Source organism: Mesorhizobium sp. LCM 4576 (assembly GCF_001854815.1).
GTDB classification, from domain to species: Bacteria; Pseudomonadota; Alphaproteobacteria; order Rhizobiales; family Rhizobiaceae; genus Mesorhizobium; species Mesorhizobium plurifarium.
This window is the reverse complement of sequence record NZ_MDDT01000057.1, coordinates 492189-509458: the sequence shown is the minus strand read 5'-3', so window position 1 is coordinate 509458 and position 17270 is coordinate 492189. Positions and strand designations below refer to the sequence as shown.

The following is a 17270-nucleotide window of genomic DNA, read 5'->3' as shown; positions in this document are numbered from 1 at the left end:
GCTCCTGGTCATCGGCTCACTCCGGGTCATGGCAGACCGCCTCGACATTGTTGCCGTCGGGATCGAAGACGAAGGCCCCGTAATAGTTCGGGTGATAGTGCGGGCGCAGGCCCGGCGCGCCATTGTCCCTGCCGCCGGCGGCAAGAGCCGCGGCATGGAAGGCATCGACCTCGGCGCGGCTGCGCGCGGTGAAGGCGATATGCTGGTGGTCCTTCGGCTTCTCCTTGCCTGCGCTCACCCAGAACACCGGCCGGTCGCGGCCATAGCCGCCGACCTTGGYGCCACCGGTATATTCCTGCGGCACCATGTAGAGCAGCGACGCCCCCAGCGGCGCCATCGCCTTGTCGTAGAAAGCCTTGGATGCGTCGAAATCGGATACGGTGATGCCGAGATGATCGATCATGGAACGAGCTCCTCCGTTAGTGGCGCGGCGGCCAGCCCGGCCGCGATGACGATGTGCTGGCAGACATTGTCGATATCGCGGATCACGTCGTCGTTCCAGAAACGCAGGATGGTCCAGCCAAGCGCTTCAAGCTTCGCAGTGCGCGCCGAGTCGGAAGTCGAGACTTCCGCAAGGGCGTGCTGAGAGCCGTCAATCTCGACGATCAGCTTTTTGTCAGGGCAGRCAAAGTCAACGATGTAGCCGGCGATAGGCATTTGCCGCCGAAAGGAAAGGTCCATCAGCCTGTTTGCTCGAACTTCATTCCAGAGCTTCAATTCGGCATCGGTCATTGCCTTGCGCATCTTGCGCGCATTGCCGCGACTGACGGGCGATACATGATGATGGGTCATCGCGAGGCCCCCCTCTCTGCCCTGCCGGGCATCYCCCCCTCAAGGGGGGAGATCGGCAGCTTCGCCGACGGCGCCAAATCGTCAACGTCGGCGATTGGCGAAAGCCAADGCGACGTCCAATCTCCCCCCTTGAGGGGGAGATGTCCGGCAGGACAGAGAGGGGGGCCTCGCTCCAACCTCTCCATCAAGAGAGCATCGCCCCTCACCTTTTGATCTCCCACGTCGTCACGCGCTCGCCCGTCGCGGGGTCCTTGCCGTCCTTCAGCTGCACGCCCTGCGCCAGCAGCTCGTCGCGAACCCGATCCGCCTCCGCCCAGTTCTTCGCCGCGATCAGCGTGAGCCGGTCCGCGATCGCCTTGGCGACCGCCGCCTCGTCCACCTTGGCCGCGCCGACGTCGAAGCCGAGGAAGGCCAGCGCTGCCTTCAACGAAGCGGCGGCTTTCTCGCCGCCGGCGTCGCCCGCTTCGCTGGCGAGCTGCGTCAGTCCCTGGAAGGCGGCGTAGGTGGCGAGATCGTCGGACAGYGCTTCCACGACCCCGGTCGGCAGATCCGTCGAGGCCGCAGGCGCCAGGTCTGCCGCCCGCTTCCATTTGCGCAGCGTGTTTTCCGCCTCCTCAAGCTTGCGCACGGAAAAGTCGATCGGCTCGCGGTAATGAGTCATCAGCATCGCCAGCCTGAGCACCTCGCCGGGCCATTTCCTACCGCCGAACGTCTCGGTCTCCAGCAGCTCATGGATGGAGAAGAAATTGCCGAGGCTCTTCGACATCTTCTGGCCTTCCACCTGCAGGAAGCCGTTGTGCATCCACACGTTGGCCATGACCTTGGTGCCGTGGGCGCAGCGCGACTGGGCGATCTCGTTCTCGTGGTGCGGGAAGATCAGGTCCAGCCCGCCRCCGTGGATGTCGAAAATCTCGCCGAGATAGGCGGCCGACATGGCCGAGCATTCGATGTGCCAGCCGGGCCGGCCCCGGCCCCACGGGCTTTCCCAGCCGGGCTCTTCGGGCGTGGACAGCTTCCACAGCACGAAGTCGCCGGGGTTCTTCTTGTGCGCGTCGACCGCGATGCGCGCGCCCGCCTGCTGCTCGTCGAGATTGCGCTTCGAGAGCTCGCCATAGTCCGGCATCGAGGCGGTATCGAACAGCACCTCGCCGCCGGCCACATAGGCGTGGCCGCGCTCGATGAGTTGCCGGATCAGCGACAGCATGTCGGCCTTGCCGTCGGCGCGGGGCGCGACGAACTCGGTGGCGCGCGGTTCAAAAGTCGGCTGCAGGCAGCCGRGGGCCGCGACATCCTTGTGGTATTGGTCGGCGGTCTTTTCGGTGACCTTGCGGATCGCGTCGTTGAGCGACAGCTTTCCGGCCGCGATCTCGCCGCCGAAATCGCGCAGCGCCCTGGCATTTATCTTGTCGTCGACATCCGTGATGTTGCGCACATACGTGACGTGGCTTTCGCCGTAGAGATGGCGCAACAGGCGGAAAAGCACGTCGAAGACGATCGCCGGCCTGGCATTGCCGATATGGGCAAAGTCATAGACGGTCGGGCCGCAGACATACATGCGCACATTGYGCGGATCGATCGGAACGAAACGTTCCTTCGTCCGCGTCAGCGTGTTGTAGAGGCTGAGGCCCTTCGATGCGTCCGACATGCGTGCCCTTCCGATCCGTTACTTCAGTTGAGCATGATCTGATCCGAAAACCGGTGTCCACTTTTCGGGATCATGCTCTGGTCGGAGCCTTGTCTGCGCCGAAAGCGCAAATCAGGCTCCAGCCTGCTGGCCGGGGCGTTTTTCCGATCTGGGGAAAGATGAGGCGAAAACGTCCGGACCAGCGCGAGGCTAGCCAATAATGCAAATGCCACAAATGGCGAAAGACGTTTTCATGGGGGCTTTATCGCGCTGGCGGGTGTTGCCGTCAAGTCGCTCCACTGAGGAAAGATGTCGTTGGATCACAGGTAAAAACAGGCCGAAACATTTTATTAAACATGTCGGCACAGTGATGAAACATTCGCCGGCTAGACCGCCAGATGTCACGATTTGGTCGGAATCGGCCGCCAAACGCTGAACACGAAACCGTTACCAGGGAAGAGAATCATGGCTCGCAGCAAGCAGGAACAGAACCGACAAACGCAGCCGGCTCTCACCAGCCACTACCGCGCGATCGGCCCGGCGGCCATCGTCGCCGCCCTCCTCCATACCGCGAAGAAGAAGAAGCCCGCGCAGAAGATCGTCTCGCCGCGCGCCGCCTGAAGGCACGATCGGCACGGTCCCCGATGATGGGGACGCCGTCGATGAGGGCGCTAGAGAGCGCCCTGGAGATGAAGGCCTCCGGAATCAGCCTCGCATGGCCGATAGTCTTCGCTAAAACAAGCTCATCTGGTTTTCGTCCGCGCCAGGTTTCTGGCGCCCGGGCTTTTCGGCCTGCGGTGAAACGATGCCGCGCTCTTGGATCTCCGGCCCGGTGTTGGCGACCTTGTTGACAAGGCCGGAAACCGGTATCGCCTCGAAGAAATCGGGATCGGCCGGCTTTAGCAGATCGAGCACGTCGCGCGGCTCCTGCGTGCGGCAATCGAGCCAGCGGGCGAAGTCGCGCTCCTCGATGACCACCGGCATGCGGTCGTGGATATGGGCGATGCCGGCATTGGCCTCGGTCGTGATGATCGCRCCGGTATCCATCTCCGAACCRCCAGGCTCAGCGTAAGTCTCGATCAGGCCGGCGAAGGCGAGCACGCCGGCGCGTCGCGGGCGGATCCAGTAGGGTTGCCCCCTGGCCCCACCCGACTGCTGCCACTCGTAGAAGCCCGATGCCGGCACAAGAGCGCGCCGGTGGCGCATGGCGGCCTTGAACGAGGCTTTTTGCAGCACGCTTTCGGAGCGGGCGTTTATGAGCAGCGGAAACGCCTTGGTGTCCTCGACCCAGGCCGGGATCAGGCCCCAGCGCACCAGCATCGCCTGGCGGTCCGGCAGGTTCGAGCCAGGTTCCCGCGGCGGGCCGGCAAGCGCCATCAGCACCGGCTGTGTCGGCGCTATGTTGTAGCGGGCCGGAAATTCCTCCAGCTCGGCCAGACCGAGAAAGGCGGCAGTCTGATCCGGCGTGGCGGTCAGGGCAAAGCGTCCGCACATGGATTTGGGCTCACCAATTGACGGACCATGAAAGTGGCGATGGAACCGCCGCGCCGCAACGGCTAAAGCTGGTTTCGCCCAATCGGTCCACAAAAGCCTGCAGGAAGATCGGCACGCATGGAACAGCGCAAGATCATACCGGCCGTTTCCGTCGCGGTCGTTCGCGGCGGCACCGTGCTTCTGGTCAAACGTGCGCGAGCGCCGTCGCAAGGGCTCTATGCCTATCCCGGCGGCAAGGTCGAGCCGGRCGAAACGCTGGCGGAGGCGGCGGCGCGCGAATTGCTGGAGGAAACCGGGCTCAAGGCGACGGGCTATCGCCCGCTTCGCGACATCCATATCGACGGCCGTGCTGAAAACCACGCGGTCGACTATCTGCTGACGGTGTTCGGCGCCGCCTATGCCGGCGGCGAGCCCGTGGCAAACGACGACGCCGAGACCGCGGCGTTCTACACGCTGGCGGAAATGGCAGGGATGCCGCTTGCCGGCGATGTGTTCTCTGTCGCCGAGGCGTTGCTTGGCCCCGCGCAAGGCGCCAGGCGGTGAGCATCCAGAATGGCCTTGCAGGCGACAAAATGTTTCGCCACAAAGCCCTGCCCTTTCATCGCAAGGCTTTGATGACCCGCGCTTCCGCTTTTCTCGCCGCGTGCCTCGCCGTCAGCGTCGCTGCAGCGGCACCCCCGGCGCTCGCCGCCGAGGCGCCTTTCGAGCCGGGGCTGATGBGGCTGGCCGAGGTGCTCGGATCGCTGCATTTCCTGCGCAATCTCTGCGGTGAAAAAGGCGACCAGTGGCGGATCCAGATGGAAAAGCTGCTCGAGTCGGAAAATCCCGATCCCGACCGGCGCGCCCGCTTCATCGCCTCGTTCAATCGGGGCTACCGCTCCTTCAGCGGCACCTACACCCAATGCACGCCTTCGGCGGCCGAGGCCATCGCCCGCTACATGAAGGAAGGCGAGACGCTGTCACGCGACATCGCCTCCCGCTACGGGAATTGAGCCCGGCTCGTCCGGCGCAAGGTTTTACGCAGTTTTTTTGCGGCAATCGGCGCCAATGTGAGGTGCCTTATTGTCTCCTGTCCCGCTCTGGTGCAATCATGTGTTGCGCTTGCGCAACAGCGTTAATGAAACGTTAGCGCGCACTTGCGGAATTAACTCAAACTGAAGGTTTTGATGCCGCGAGCCGGTCTAATCGGCTAAGCTCGGCATCGATTGAGGGCAGTCTCGCCCACAATGTAGATTTCGACCCCAAAAATGTCGTATTTACAACGGCTTAAGTGAGACTGCAGACGAACTGGCAGACCAAGCCGGATCCGTCCGTCGGATCGCCGCTTGCAGAAGGTGGACATCGCAAATGGAACATGGTGTCAGCGACATCGACGCGTTGGTCAGGGAAGAAAAGCGCCTGACAGCCGTGGAGAGCCACAGCGAAGCCTGGGCGGAAGGCCTGTCGGCTRGCATCGAACCGGAAATCATCGCCGAAGCAGCACTGGAGACGGCTTTCGGCGAGATGCTGCGCGCCAATGGCGAGACCTCGGCGCTGGCGCTGCTCGACCGCATGCGCGAAAAGGTGATTGCCGGCGCCTTCGAACCGGAACGGCTCAAGCACTAGTCACCTGTTTTGACAGCGACTTTTTGACAGTGAGTTTTGACGCGGGCGCGCCGTTTGGGCATCATACCCATGCGCTTGATTGTTCGGAGCGCGGCCCGGGCCAGGCCGGGTAACAATGGAGAGGCAAGCGGTGAGATTTTCGATGTCAGGCCGGCCACGCGGGCTGGCCCTCAGCATCCTGATCGCCGCTTCCTGTCTGGCGTTGCCGCTGTGCCTCGCCAGCACGCCTTCCTACGCGCTGAGCGAGATCCAGCGCGAGGACCTGCCTTCCCCGGTCGTCCCGCCCGCCAACGGCGACAGCGCCGCGCCCGGCACCGCCGTGCCGATGCCGGAGGCGCCCGGYACCAAGCCCACGGACGGCGGACAGCCGRCCGACGACACCGATAAGCAGGAGCCGGAAACGCCGCCCGCCAATGGCGGCATCACCAGCCCGCGCGCCGATCCGGACGCGCCGCCGCCTGCGGTCGTCTACGACCTCAACACGCTTCCCGAACCCGTCAAGCGCATGCATGGGCTGATCATCGAGGCCTGTAAAAGCGGCGACATCGAGAAGCTGAGGCCGCTGATCGGCAAGGGCGATGCCATGACGCAACTGTCGCTGGGCGACATTGACGGCGACCCGGTCACCTTCCTGAAGGGCCTCTCGGGCGACGGCGACGGCCAGGAGATCCTCGCCATCCTGGAAGAGGTGCTTTCGGCCGGCTATGTGCATGTCGACGCCGGCACGCCGCAGGAACTCTATGTCTGGCCGTATTTCTTCGCGCTGCCGCTCGACAAGCTCGACCCCAGGCAGCGCGTCGAATTGTTCAAGCTGGTCACAGCCAGCGACTATGACGACATGAAGCAGTTCGGCGCCTACATTTTCTATCGTGTGGGCATCACGCCGACGGGCCAGTGGCTGTTCTTTGTGGCCGGGGATTGAGCCGCTTTAAACCGGCAGCGCCTCGGAAAACTCGACCGCCCTGCCCTGGCCGGGCGTCACGATCTCGCCTTCCCACATGACGCGGGTGCCGCGCACGATGGTGCCGACCGGCCAGCCGGTGACCTCCTTGCCGTCATAGGGCGTCCAGCCGGCCTTGGAGCCGGCCTGGGCGTTGGCGAYGGTCTCGCGGCGCTTCATGTCGACGATCGTGAAGTCGGCGTCGTAGCCGGCGGCGATGCGGCCTTTCCTGGCCATGCCGAAAATGCGCTGCGGACCGTGGCTGGAAAGGTCGACGAAGCGCTGCAAGGTGAGCCGGCCGGCATTGACGTGGTCCAGCATGATCGGCACCAGCGTCTGCACGCCCGTCATCCCAGACGGCGAGGCCGGATAGGTCTTCGCCTTCTCGGCCAGCGTGTGCGGCGCGTGGTCGGAGCCAAGAACATCGACGATGYCTTGCGCAACGCCATGCCAGACGCCGTCGCGGTGGCGGGCGTCACGCACCGGCGGGTTCATCTGGATCAGCGTGCCAAGTCTGGCATAGTCGTCCGCCGTCAGCGTCAGATGATGCGGCGTGACCTCGCAGGTCGCGACATCCTTGTGCTGCTGGAGGAAGACGATCTCCTCGGCGGTCGAGATGTGCAGCACATGGATGCGCGCGCGTGTCTGCCTGGCGATGCGCACCAGCCGCTCCGTGCAGCGCAGCGCCGCGATCTCGTCGCGCCAGACGGGATGCGACGATGGATCGCCCTCGACGCGCTCGCCGAGCCGTTCGCGCAGGCGGAACTCGTCCTCCGAATGGAAGGYGGAGCGGCGGCGGGTGTTGCGCAGGATCGAGGCGACGCCTTCATCGTCCTCGACCAGCAGGTCGCCGGTGGACGAGCCCATGAACACTTTTATGCCGGCTGCTCCCGGCAGCCGTTCCAGTTCGCCGACATCGCGCGCGTTGTCGCGCGTRCCGCCGACCCAGAAGGCGAAGTCGCAATGCATGCGGTTCGTGRCACGCCGCACCTTGTCGGCGAGTGCGGCCTCGCCGGTGGTCAAAGGATTGGTGTTCGGCATCTCGAAGACGGCGGTGACGCCGCCGAGCACCGCCGCGCGGGAGCCGGTCTCCAGGTCCTCCTTGTGCTCCAGCCCCGGCTCGCGGAAATGCACCTGGCTGTCGACGACGCCCGGCAGGATGTGCAGGCCCGTGCAGTCGATGGTTTCGCCGGCCGAGGCCTGGCCGAGATCGCCTATCCGCGCGATGCGTGCGTCCTTCACGCCGATGTCGCGACGACCCTCGCCGTCATGGTTGACCACGGTGCCGCCTGTCAGGATGAGGTCGAAGGTGGTTGCCATAGGCAGGTCCAATCTCTTGCGGGGGGAGTGTGGCCGGCTTACGTAATGACCGACCGTTTTGCAAGATCAGGCCGATTTCACGCTCATGCCCTTTGCCCAGCTCAAAGACCGCGCGCTCATTTCCGTGTCAGGCCCCGACGCCGAGCATTTCCTGCAAAACATCCTCACCACCGATCTCGATGCGCTCCGGCACGGCGAGGCAAAGCCCGGTGCGCTGCTTTCGCCGCAGGGCAAGATCCTGTTCGATTTCCTGATCTCGCGCGCCGGTGACAACGCCTTCCACCTGGAATGCCGTGCCGACATCGCCRACGACTTCGTGCGCCGCCTGATGYTTTACCGGCTAAGGGCGAAGGCCGATATTGCCAAGCAGGATCAGGCGCTTGTCACGATCGCATGGGGCGATGATTCAAGCCGCTCAGTTTCTGATTCAACGGCGCTTGYCGACACGCGTTTTCGCGACATTGCGATCAGCCGCACTTATGGCGGCGAAACAAAGGACGGTGACGATCCAAATACCTGGCAAAAAATTCGCATAGGCTATGGCATTGCCGAAAGCGGCAGCGACTACCAGCTTGGCGACGCATTCCCGCATGATGTGCTGCTMGACGAAACTGGCGGAGTCGGCTTCAAGAAGGGCTGCTATATCGGCCAGGAGGTCGTCTCGCGCATGCAGCATCGCGGCACCGCCAGACGCCGTGTGCTGATAGCGTCGGCCGATAGCCCCCTGCCCGCTGCCGGGGCCGAGCTCACGGTCGCCGGGCGGCCGGTGGGGACGCTCGGGTCTGTCGACGGCCGGACCGGTCTTGCCGTTGCCCGCATCGACCGCGTCAAGGCGGCGATCGACGCCGGCGAAGCGATCATGGCGGGCGAGACTCCGGTGAAGCTCGCGATTCCCGCCTGGGCGAAATTCGCCTTCCCGCAGGACGCGGCCAGCGCGGAGGAGGCCTGATGGCGGCCGACCGGGCAGGCGCGCCGCCGCGCGCCTGGCAACGCATGCTTTCGGGCCGGCGGCTCGACCTGCTCGACCCCTCGCCGCTCGACATCGAGATTGCCGACATCGCGCATGGGCTTGCACGCGTCGCGCGCTGGAACGGCCAGACCAGCGGCGACCATGCCTTTTCCGTTGCGCAGCATTCGCTGCTGGTCGAAGCGCTTTACGGTGAATTGGCGCCGCAGGCCACGGTCGAGGCGCGGCTCGCCGCGCTGCTGCACGACGCGCCGGAATATGTCATTGGCGACATGATCTCGCCGTTCAAATCGGTGATGGGCGGCTCCTACAAGGACTGCGAGTTGCGCCTACAGCGCGCCATCCACCTGCGTTTCTCGCTGCCGGCGGAGCTTAACGCGGCCTGGCGCAAGGACATCAAGCGTGCCGACCAGATCGCCGCCTATTACGAGGCGACGCTGCTGGCCGGCTTCTCGACGGCGGAGGCGACCGAATATTTCGGCCGGCCGCGCGGTTTTTCGGCCGACCGCTTCGACTTCACGCCAAAATCCGTGACCTGGGCACAAACGGCTTTTCTGAAGCGTTTCAAGGCGCTGGAAGCCAAGCGCCAATCCTCGCTTGTGGTAAATTCGGTTCCATAAGAACGCTAAATTAACCGGCGAGCAGGACAGTATCGCGTTCGGTCACGGTCCGAAGGCGTGCTCATGCCCGGCGTTCATGTCAAGACGGCTTCCACCGCCGGCAAGCGAAGAACGGCCGCTATTGGTCCGGCACGACGGATCGCGGAGGAACTACGGGCCCAGAACGAACGCTTCGCGGCGGCTGTCGAGAACATGTCGCATGGGCTGTGCATGTTCGATGCCGACGAGCGGATGATCATATGCAACCGCAACTACATCGACATCTTCCGCCTGGACGCCAAGGTGGTGAAGCCAGGCATTCGTTTCTTCGACATCCTGCAGCACAGCGTCGACATAGGCATCGCTGGGCAGAGCGCCGACGAGCTTTATGCCATCCGCAAGCCTTACATCGACCGCGCCAAGCCTTCGACCTATGAGGAAATTCTGTCGGACGGACGCATCATCGTCATTTCGCACCGGCCGATCGCGGTCGGCGGCTGGGTGTCGATCTACGAGGATGTGACGGAGCAGCGGCGCGCCGAAGCCGAGCTGAAAGAGCAATATCGCCGCTTCGACGCTGCTTTGGCCAACATGTCGCAAGGCCTGCTGATGTACAACGCCGAGGGCCACCTGATCGTTCGCAACCAGCGCTTCCTGGATCTGTGCAACGCGAAGRCCGCCGATTTCGCGCTCGGCATGACGCATGGTCAGATGCTGGCGAAACTCGTTGGTCTCGGCATATTCGTGCCTGTTGAAGTCGATATCGAGGTGGCAAAGACGAAGGCGGCCCTCGACGCGGGCCAGTCGCGGTCGAGCTATCGCGAACTCGTCGACGGCCGCACGCTGTTTGTCTCCCGCCGGCCGCTCGCCGGCGGCGGCTGGGTTGCGACCTTCGAGGACGTGACCGAACGGCGCCGTGTCGAAGCGCGCATGACGCATCTTGCGCATCACGACACGCTGACCAATCTGCCCAACCGCTCGATGTTTCGCGAAAAGCTGGATCAGGCGCTCGGCGAGGCCAAGGCCAAGCCGCTGGCGATCCTCTCGCTCGACCTCGACCGCTTCAAGGCCGTCAACGACACATTCGGCCACCCGGCCGGGGACTGGCTGCTGAAATGCGTGGCCAAGCGGCTGCAGCATGCGGTGCGCGGCAGCAAGGATGTGGTGGCACGCTTCGGCGGCGACGAGTTCGCCATCATCCAGTCGGGCATCAAGAGCGCCGCAGATGCCGAAAAGCTCGCAAAGCGCATCGTCGAGATCGTCGGCAAGCCCTACCGCGACAAGGGGCGTGAAATGCATGTGGGCGTAAGCCTCGGCATCGCGCTCTATCCCGGCGACGGACACGATGCCGATACGCTGCTGCCCAACGCCGACATGGCGCTCTACCGCGGCAAGAGCGAAGGCCGCAATGTCTATCGCTTCTTCGAGCCGGGCATGGATGCGCTGATGCGGGAGCGCCGGGCGCTCGAGGTCGATCTCGAGGCTGCACTCTCCAAGCGCGAATTCGAGCTGGATTTCCAGCCGATCCTCGACATCGGCTCCGGCAAAATCGTCGGCGCGGAAGCCCTGATGCGCTGGCGCTCGCCGTCGCGCGGCCTTGTATCGCCGGAAAACTTCATTCCCGCCGCCGAGGAGACGGGATTGATCGTGCAGCTCGGCGATTGGGCGCTGCGCAAGGCGTGCAACGTCGCCGCCAATTGGCCTCGTGACATGCGCATGGCCGTCAATGTCTCGGCCGCGCAGATCAAAAGCGGCGGCTTCGCCCGCAGTGTGATCGCCGCACTCGCCTTTTCCGGCCTGCCGGCCAACCGTCTGGAGTTAGAAATCACCGAAACGGTGATGATGGATGAAAGCGACGCGGTGCTGAGGACGCTGAGCCAATTGCGCGGCCTCGGCGTGCGCATCGCGCTCGACGATTTCGGCACCGGCTATTCCTCGCTCGGCTACCTCCGGYGCTTCCCCGTCGACAAGATCAAGATCGACCGTTCCTTCATCCGCGACCTCGACAGGCGCGACACGGCAGCGATCGTGCGCACGGTAATCGGGCTCGGAGCCGAGCTCGGCATCACCGTCACCGCCGAGGGCGTCGAGACCGAAGCGCAGCTCGACATGCTGCGCAAGGCCGGTTGCGGCGAGGCGCAAGGCTATCTGATCGGCTTGCCGGGYAAGCCGTCCGATATGAGCCGGCTGCTGCGTTCGCAGGCACTGCAGCGCCAATCGGGCTGAGTGACGCCCTCAGTCAGCGTAGCGCACCGACATATTTCTCGTGGAAGCTCACATAACCGGGCTCGACCACTTTGAGATGCCGCTCGATCAGCCGATGGAATTCAGGCAGCTGGTGGAACGGCACGCCGGGATAGGCGTGGTGCTCGGCATGGTAGGGCATGTTCCAGGCGAGCTTGCGCACGAACCCGTTGGTCAGCGTCGTGCGGGTGTTTTCCAGCATGTTGGCGACGAACGGACAGCGGCCGTGCTCGGCCAGCAGATAAAGCCTCAGGAACGGCTGGCCGAGCAGCGCCGGCACGATCCAGACAGTGAGCACCACCCATGCCTTGAACCAGACGGCAAGCGCCAGCAGGACGACATAGAAGGCGATCATCGCCCGCGCCTCGGCCTTCACCTTCGGCAGACCTTTCGGCGGCACGTAGCTGTCGCGGCAGCGCCCCAGTGCATTGGTGTAGAGCGTCTTGAAATGCCCGCGCCACACCGGCAGGCCTGAGACATGGACGATGTATTGCCGCATCGTCTCGGGCTTCGGAAAAGCCAGCTCCGGATCGTTTTCGGGATCCTGGGTGAAGCGGTGATGGGCGAGGTGGAAGTAGCGGAACCAGTCGGCCGGCAGCGCGATCGCCAGGCTGCAGAACCGCGCGACCGTATCGTTCAGCCACTGCGTTTCGAACGCGGTCCTGTGCACGGTCTCGTGCAGCAACGTGAACAGGAACACGATCAGGATGCCCTGCGGCAGCATCAGGACCGGCCAGTACGGCACACGTGCCCCGATCAGCGCGCCAAGGACGACGATCGCGCCGAGATGGAGGGCGAACTGGAGAAGGCCCGGCCCATCGGACTTACCAGTCAGCCGGCTGCGCTGCTCATTGGTCAGCGAGGCTATGACCTGGCGATGGTCTACGGTTGCGTGATGGTCGACTGCGTTCATGCAGCCACGATACCCAGAAAGAAACCTTTCGAAAAACGAGGATTTCTGCAAAATAGATAAGGTCAACTTATCTTTTTAAATGATCATGGCCACCCTTCCCTCCCTACGCGGACTTCAGGCTTTCGAAGCGGYGGCACGCACAGGCAGCTTCGCYGCCGCGGCGGAGGAACTGTCGATTTCGGCCGCGGCCGTCAGCCAGCTTATCCGCACCGTCGAGGAGCAGATGGGGCGAAAATTGTTCCATCGGATCAACCGGCGGGCCGTGCTGACCGAGGCGGGAGTGGAGATGCTGCCGCGGCTCAGCATGGCCTTCCGCGAGATCAGCAGTGTCGCCCGCGACGTCGGCGGTGATGCCTTCCGCCMTAGGCTCGTCGTTTCGGTGCCGCCCTCCATGGCGATGGGCTGGCTTTCGGAGCGCATCGTCAGCTTTATTGCATCCCATGGAGCCGCCGACATATCGCTGAGAGGGGATGACGATCCGGTGCCGTTCGATCCTGAATTGATCGACATCCGCCTCTCCTACGGTCCGCACTACCGGGAACATCCGACCGAGGAGGTCGTCAGGGACGCCGTCTATCCCGTCTGCGCGCCGACGCTGGCCGGCGCGACCGGGTCCGAGAGCCTTGCCGGCCTGCCGCTAATCCACACCGATTGGGGACCGACCGGAGCGTCCTTTCCATCCTGGCGCAACTGGTTCGCGGCGGCGGGAAGCGAGCCGGGCCGCGCGGCGCAGCGCGGCCTTTCGGCCAACTCCTCGCGTGCAGCACTCGATCTCGCCATTTCAGGACTGGGCGTGGCGCTGGCGCAGGGCATCTATTGCGCCCGGGCGCTGGAGGATGGCAGACTGGTGCGGGCCGCCGCACAATCCTTGGAACTGCRCCAGCCCTATTGCCTGAYGATCCCCGAACGCAGCRCAAGGCGCGATATCGTGGGTGCGTTCCGGCAATGGCTGGTCGGGGAATGCGTGCGCGCGGTCAAATCACCGGCGCTCGGCACCCAGCCATCCGAGAAACTCGTTTAGGGAACTACGGTGACGGGCACCAATCCTTCGTGCCCGCCTCGCTTTTCAGTCGAACGAAGTCGGAGATTTTTCAATGTCGCTCGAACTCATCAATCCGGCTGACCTGCCGGTTCCGGAGATGTACACGCAGGTCGTCGTCGCGACGGGATCCAAGCTGGTGTTCATCTCGGGTCAGCAGCCGGAAGACCTACACGGCAAGCTCGTCGGGCATGGTGATTTTGCGGCGCAAGCGCGCCTGTCATTCGCCAATCTCGGCCGAGYGCTCAAGGCGGCTGGCGCGCGGCCCGACCAGGTCTGCAAGATCACGATCTACATCGTCGACTACGACCGCGATGAACACGTTCCGATGATCGAAGCCGCGCAGATCTCGTTGTTTGGAGATCACAAGCCAGCGAATGTGATTGTCGGCGTGGCGATCATGTCTCCAGGCTACCTCATAGAGGTAGACGCGATAGCGGTCATTTGACGAGGAGACCGGAATCGACGCGCGCTGAGGGCTTTCAAAGATGCCCGGCCAGAGCCGCGACCATGTCCTTGCTCGTCGCCACCGGAATGATCTCGAACTCGACGAGGTCGTTCCACTCGATGGCCCAGCGCTGCAGGATCGTGACGTCGTCGGCCTCCACCAACAAGAAGCAGCGGCTCATGTCGGCCGCGATCCAGGAGTGGTGGACAACGAGCTCGTCGGGTTTCAGCCGGCCCTTATCGCGGAAGCGGCGATAGATTTCCTTGCGGTCCGCGCCGTGAAAGTCCTCGATCACCAGGAACAGCATTCTTTTCCCTCGGTTGAGTTATGGGGAACTGAAGAACTGAAGAACTGAGGAACTGAAGAACTGAAGAACTGAAGAACTGAAGAACTGAAGAACTGAAGAGATAGGAAAATGATTATTCGATAGTGCAAGGACGGATTTTCCGCGAGGCACCCCATTCTTCAATTCTTCAGTTCCTCAGTTCTTCAGTTCCTCATTTCCCCTTCCCACCCCGCTACTTCTCCGGCCGCTCCAGACGCTCCAGGAACCACTGTGTCAGCCGCACCCAGAGCTCGTCCTTCTCGCCGGAATCCTCCCAGCCATGGTCGAGATTGGGATTGTCGTTGACCTCGATGACGAAGACCCCATCCTTGGTCTCCTTGAGGTCGACGCCGTAGAGCCCGTCGCCGATGCATTTTGCGGCCTTGACCGCCGTCTCGACGACATGCGGCGGCGTCTGCTTCAGCGTGAAGGTCTTGATGCCGCCCTGGTCGGGCTTGYCGCTGGCCTTGTGGTTGACGATCTGCCAGTGCTTCTTCGCCATCAGGTAATGCACGGCAAACAGCGGCTGGCCGCCGAGCACGCCGACGCGCCAGTCATATTCGGTCGGGATGAATTTCTGCGCGATCAGGAGATCTGAATCTTCCAGCCACTCGGTCGCGAGCTTGGTCAGCTCCGCCATGTTCTCGCATTTCTTGACGCCGCGCGAGAAGGACGAATCCGGGATCTTCAGCACCAGTGGAAAACCCAGCGTCTGCGCCGCCACCTCGAAATCGGACGTGCCGGCGATCATCACCGTCGGCGGCACCGGCACCTTGTTGTAGGTCATCAGTTCGTTGAGATAGACCTTGTTGGTGCAGCGGATCATCGACAGCGGATCGTCGATCACCGGCATGCCTTCCTGCTGGGCGCGGCGCGCGAAGCGATAGGTATGGTTGGAGATCGAGGTGGTCTCGCGGATGAACAGTGCATCGTAATTGGCGAGCTTGGCGAGGTCCTTCTTGGTGATCGGCTCGACCTCGACACCCATCTTTTCGGCGATCCGCGCCCAATAGCGCAACGAGGAAATCTCGGACGGCGGCAGTTCCTCATGCGGATCGACCAGCGTCGCGAATGTGTAGCGCRCCGGCGTGCGGCCCTTGGTGTCGCGCCATTCGCGGTTGGTGTAGGTRTCCAGGCATTGCAGGAAGAGCTCTTCCTCGTCCTCGGTCATGCGGGCGAGCGGCAGAAAGCCGATCTTGCGGATCGAGGCCCATTCGGCGCTGTCCTTGATGTGGACCTCGAGCGCCGGCGCGCGGAACCAGTCGAACAACAGCTTGGYGAAACGGTCCCACACTTTCGACGGACCGATGCCGAAGAAGATCGCGACCTTGGCCGGGAACGCGCCGCCGAGGTCCTTGCGGCATTTGTTCAAGGCAAGCTCCAGCTCCGGCAGCGCGTGCTCGTAGAGCTTGCGCTCCGAAAGGTCGATCATGGTCTCGACCGTCGGGATGACCCTGTGGCCGCGCGATCCGGCGAGCAGCGAGGCGTAGTAGCCGCGGCTCTGGTAGCCGTAGTTGTTCGACAGGTTGATCACCTTTGGCCGCTGGCCGCGGAACAGCGCCGGATGGGCGAGATAGTCGCGATTGGTGATGATCTTGTGGGGTGTGGCCACCTGATCGATGTCGTTTTGCCTGCCTGTGAGGATAACCCAGGTCATTGTCTCAGCGTTTTCCCAGAGTGATGGCGGCGCGCAAACCGTCGCGACCGAACTGCGCCATGTTCATGAAAATGTCGTAGGGCACCGGAATGTTCGCGGCATCGAGGATCGTTTCCTGCCTCTCATCCTCGACCCAGGGGTCGTGGATCAGGATATGGTCGCCATCGTCGCCGATGGYCAGCACCCAATGCGGCACCTTCTTGCCGAACATCAGGAAGCCGCTGATCAGCACCACCACCAGCTTGCCCTCGGCAAGGGCGCCCCGGATGTCGCCGATGCCGAACGGACGGTAGTTGACAGGGATGCCGTAAAGCTCGGCGCGGCGGCGGAAATCGACTTGGGCGAGTTCCATCACCCGGCGCTTGTCCTCGCTCCTCACCGACTGCAGGAACAAGGCGCCGTAGAAGGAGACGAAAATCTCGGCGGCGAGCCCGCTCTCATAGCCGGCGACGGCCAGGCCGAAGGGCTCGCAGCCGCCGGGACCCGACATCATGAAGACCGTGGTCGCCTCGCGCCACAGGCGGATTTCCATGACCGGGTCGGGCACGAAGCCACGATCGAAATTGGCCATCGCCATCATCAGGCAGCACGGGCCGCAGGTGAATTCGCAGGTCTGCTGGTAGAACGGCACCTTGGTCGCGGTCGGCGTGTCGCCGCGCAGCGTCTTTTCATAGCGCAGCGCGGTCGCGCCATCCTCGTAATAGTCGGGCTCGCGGCCCAATTTCCGATAGCCGGCCTGTTCGTAGATGCGGATGGCGCGATGATTGTCCTCGCGTACTTCGAGGCGCAGCAGCAGCCGGTCGTGCTCGAAGGCGGCCTCCTCGGCAGCCGCCAGCAGAAGCCGGCCAATGCCGAGACGGCCGAAGAAAGGTCCGACGGCGATGGAATAAAGCCGCGCGACGCCGCTGCCCTTGCGAAACAGCACCACCGCATAGCCGGCGACGCGGCCCTCGTTCTCGGCCACCAGCATCTCGGCGGTCTCGCGTTCGATGAACTGGCGGAAAGAGCGGCGCGAGAGCCTGTCGCCCGGAAAAACAGCCTTCTCGATGGCGGCGAGGTCATCGACGTCTGACGCGCGGGCCTTGCGGATCTCGGCAGGCATGCGGGCTAGGGAGAACCTCGATTGGGTTTAAGAAGCGGCCCCGGTGGATGCGTCGCGAATACTGGCCGAAGCGCCAGTATCCATCAAGCGCTATCGCTCCTTGATTAGGGCCGAATTGTGACAGTTTCCGCCACGGCAGGAAACGCCCAGGCGCTTGAACGGAATTGCCGTTCAAAGCACTGCCGGTCGCCGAAAAACGCA

The 17270-nt window shown here is 63.5% G+C and carries 19 protein-coding genes; 10 read left to right on the top strand and 9 right to left on the bottom strand.

Features of this window, described 5'->3' with window-relative positions; translation table 11 throughout:
• Positions 1 to 16: 16 nt before the first annotated feature.
• From LCM4576_RS28140 to cysS, 3 genes are all read right to left on the bottom strand, one after another.
• Positions 17 to 403 (bottom strand): VOC family protein, encoded by a 387-nt coding sequence (locus LCM4576_RS28140; RefSeq protein ID WP_071035690.1) that lies wholly within the window; start codon positions 401 to 403, stop codon positions 17 to 19.
• Complete coding sequence (locus LCM4576_RS28135; protein WP_071035689.1) at positions 400 to 792, bottom strand: endonuclease domain-containing protein; 393 nt, start codon at positions 790 to 792, stop codon at positions 400 to 402. Before LCM4576_RS28135 ends, LCM4576_RS28140 begins: the two co-directional genes overlap by 4 nt.
• Before the next feature lie 202 nt (positions 793 to 994).
• On the bottom strand, positions 995 to 2437 hold the full coding sequence (gene cysS, locus LCM4576_RS28130; protein ID WP_071035688.1) for a cysteine--tRNA ligase: 1443 nt from the start codon (positions 2435 to 2437) through the stop codon (positions 995 to 997).
• Between the two features lie 444 nt (positions 2438 to 2881).
• Between cysS and LCM4576_RS36055 the strand changes: the two genes are divergently transcribed.
• On the top strand, positions 2882 to 3037 hold the full coding sequence (locus tag LCM4576_RS36055; RefSeq protein ID WP_116390227.1) for a hypothetical protein: 156 nt from the start codon (positions 2882 to 2884) through the stop codon (positions 3035 to 3037).
• A 111-nt stretch (positions 3038 to 3148) separates the two neighbouring features.
• Here the strand turns inward: LCM4576_RS36055 and LCM4576_RS28125 are convergent, their stop codons facing one another.
• Positions 3149 to 3910 (bottom strand): SOS response-associated peptidase, encoded by a 762-nt coding sequence (locus LCM4576_RS28125; RefSeq protein WP_071035687.1) that lies wholly within the window; start codon positions 3908 to 3910, stop codon positions 3149 to 3151.
• 117 nt (positions 3911 to 4027) lie between these two features.
• Here LCM4576_RS28125 and LCM4576_RS28120 point away from each other — a divergent pair, with 117 nt between their 5' ends.
• The 4 genes from LCM4576_RS28120 (at position 4028) to LCM4576_RS28105 (ending at position 6437) form a co-directional block, all read left to right on the top strand.
• Complete coding sequence (locus LCM4576_RS28120; protein ID WP_071035686.1) at positions 4028 to 4453, top strand: NUDIX hydrolase; 426 nt, start codon at positions 4028 to 4030, stop codon at positions 4451 to 4453.
• A gap of 71 nt (positions 4454 to 4524) precedes the next feature.
• Complete coding sequence (locus tag LCM4576_RS28115; RefSeq protein WP_071035916.1) at positions 4525 to 4902, top strand: TIGR02301 family protein; 378 nt, start codon at positions 4525 to 4527, stop codon at positions 4900 to 4902.
• 355 nt (positions 4903 to 5257) lie between these two features.
• Complete coding sequence (locus tag LCM4576_RS28110; RefSeq protein ID WP_071035685.1) at positions 5258 to 5515, top strand: hypothetical protein; 258 nt, start codon at positions 5258 to 5260, stop codon at positions 5513 to 5515.
• A gap of 130 nt (positions 5516 to 5645) precedes the next feature.
• Positions 5646 to 6437, top strand: coding sequence for a hypothetical protein (locus tag LCM4576_RS28105; protein ID WP_071035915.1), 792 nt, complete (start codon positions 5646 to 5648; stop codon positions 6435 to 6437).
• Positions 6438 to 6443: 6 nt separating this feature from the next.
• Here LCM4576_RS28105 and LCM4576_RS28100 read toward each other — a convergent pair whose 3' ends face one another.
• Positions 6444 to 7775, bottom strand: coding sequence for a dihydroorotase (locus LCM4576_RS28100; RefSeq protein ID WP_071035684.1), 1332 nt, complete (start codon positions 7773 to 7775; stop codon positions 6444 to 6446).
• A gap of 85 nt (positions 7776 to 7860) precedes the next feature.
• Between LCM4576_RS28100 and LCM4576_RS28095 the strand changes: the two genes are divergently transcribed.
• The 3 genes from LCM4576_RS28095 (at position 7861) to LCM4576_RS28085 (ending at position 11567) form a co-directional block, all read left to right on the top strand.
• Positions 7861 to 8724, top strand: coding sequence for a folate-binding protein YgfZ (locus tag LCM4576_RS28095; protein ID WP_071035914.1), 864 nt, complete (start codon positions 7861 to 7863; stop codon positions 8722 to 8724).
• Positions 8724 to 9362, top strand: coding sequence for a YfbR-like 5'-deoxynucleotidase (locus LCM4576_RS28090; RefSeq protein ID WP_071035683.1), 639 nt, complete (start codon positions 8724 to 8726; stop codon positions 9360 to 9362). Before LCM4576_RS28095 ends, LCM4576_RS28090 begins: the two co-directional genes overlap by 1 nt.
• A 63-nt stretch (positions 9363 to 9425) precedes the next feature.
• Positions 9426 to 11567, top strand: a complete 2142-nt coding sequence (locus LCM4576_RS28085) for a bifunctional diguanylate cyclase/phosphodiesterase (protein ID WP_071035682.1) — start codon at positions 9426 to 9428, stop codon at positions 11565 to 11567.
• Positions 11568 to 11580: 13 nt separating this feature from the next.
• On the opposite strand, the gene LCM4576_RS28080 is transcribed toward LCM4576_RS28085, so the two are convergent.
• Positions 11581 to 12498: a fatty acid desaturase family protein gene (locus tag LCM4576_RS28080; RefSeq protein WP_071035681.1), complete on the bottom strand. Its 918-nt coding sequence runs from the start codon at positions 12496 to 12498 to the stop codon at positions 11581 to 11583.
• 85 nt (positions 12499 to 12583) lie between these two features.
• Here LCM4576_RS28080 and LCM4576_RS28075 point away from each other — a divergent pair, with 85 nt between their 5' ends.
• Together LCM4576_RS28075 and LCM4576_RS28070 are read left to right on the top strand one after the other, a co-directional pair.
• A complete protein-coding gene (locus LCM4576_RS28075; protein WP_071035913.1) occupies positions 12584 to 13519 on the top strand; it encodes a LysR substrate-binding domain-containing protein in 936 nt (311 codons plus the stop codon).
• Positions 13520 to 13592: 73 nt separating this feature from the next.
• Entirely contained in the window at positions 13593 to 13985 is a 393-nt protein-coding gene (locus LCM4576_RS28070) for a RidA family protein (RefSeq protein ID WP_071035680.1), read from the top strand.
• 34 nt (positions 13986 to 14019) lie between these two features.
• Here the strand turns inward: LCM4576_RS28070 and LCM4576_RS28065 are convergent, their stop codons facing one another.
• From LCM4576_RS28065 to LCM4576_RS28055, 3 genes are all read right to left on the bottom strand, one after another.
• A complete protein-coding gene (locus LCM4576_RS28065) occupies positions 14020 to 14292 on the bottom strand; it encodes a DUF3303 domain-containing protein (RefSeq protein WP_040984213.1) in 273 nt (90 codons plus the stop codon).
• 211 nt (positions 14293 to 14503) lie between these two features.
• On the bottom strand, positions 14504 to 15967 hold the full coding sequence (locus tag LCM4576_RS28060) for a RimK family protein (protein WP_071035679.1): 1464 nt from the start codon (positions 15965 to 15967) through the stop codon (positions 14504 to 14506).
• Positions 15968 to 15971: 4 nt separating this feature from the next.
• Entirely contained in the window at positions 15972 to 17069 is a 1098-nt protein-coding gene (locus LCM4576_RS28055; protein WP_071035678.1) for a GNAT family N-acetyltransferase/peptidase C39 family protein, read from the bottom strand.
• Positions 17070 to 17270 lie beyond the last annotated feature (201 nt).

Coding starts and splice junctions, on each gene's coding strand:
- LCM4576_RS28080 (WP_071035681.1), bottom strand. CDS start 12,498: ATGAACGCAGTCGACCATCACGCAACCGTAGACCATCGCCAGGTCATA.
- LCM4576_RS28090 (WP_071035683.1), top strand. CDS start 8,724: ATGGCGGCCGACCGGGCAGGCGCGCCGCCGCGCGCCTGGCAACGCATG.
- LCM4576_RS36055 (WP_116390227.1), top strand. CDS start 2,882: ATGGCTCGCAGCAAGCAGGAACAGAACCGACAAACGCAGCCGGCTCTC.
- LCM4576_RS28065 (WP_040984213.1), bottom strand. CDS start 14,292: ATGCTGTTCCTGGTGATCGAGGACTTTCACGGCGCGGACCGCAAGGAA.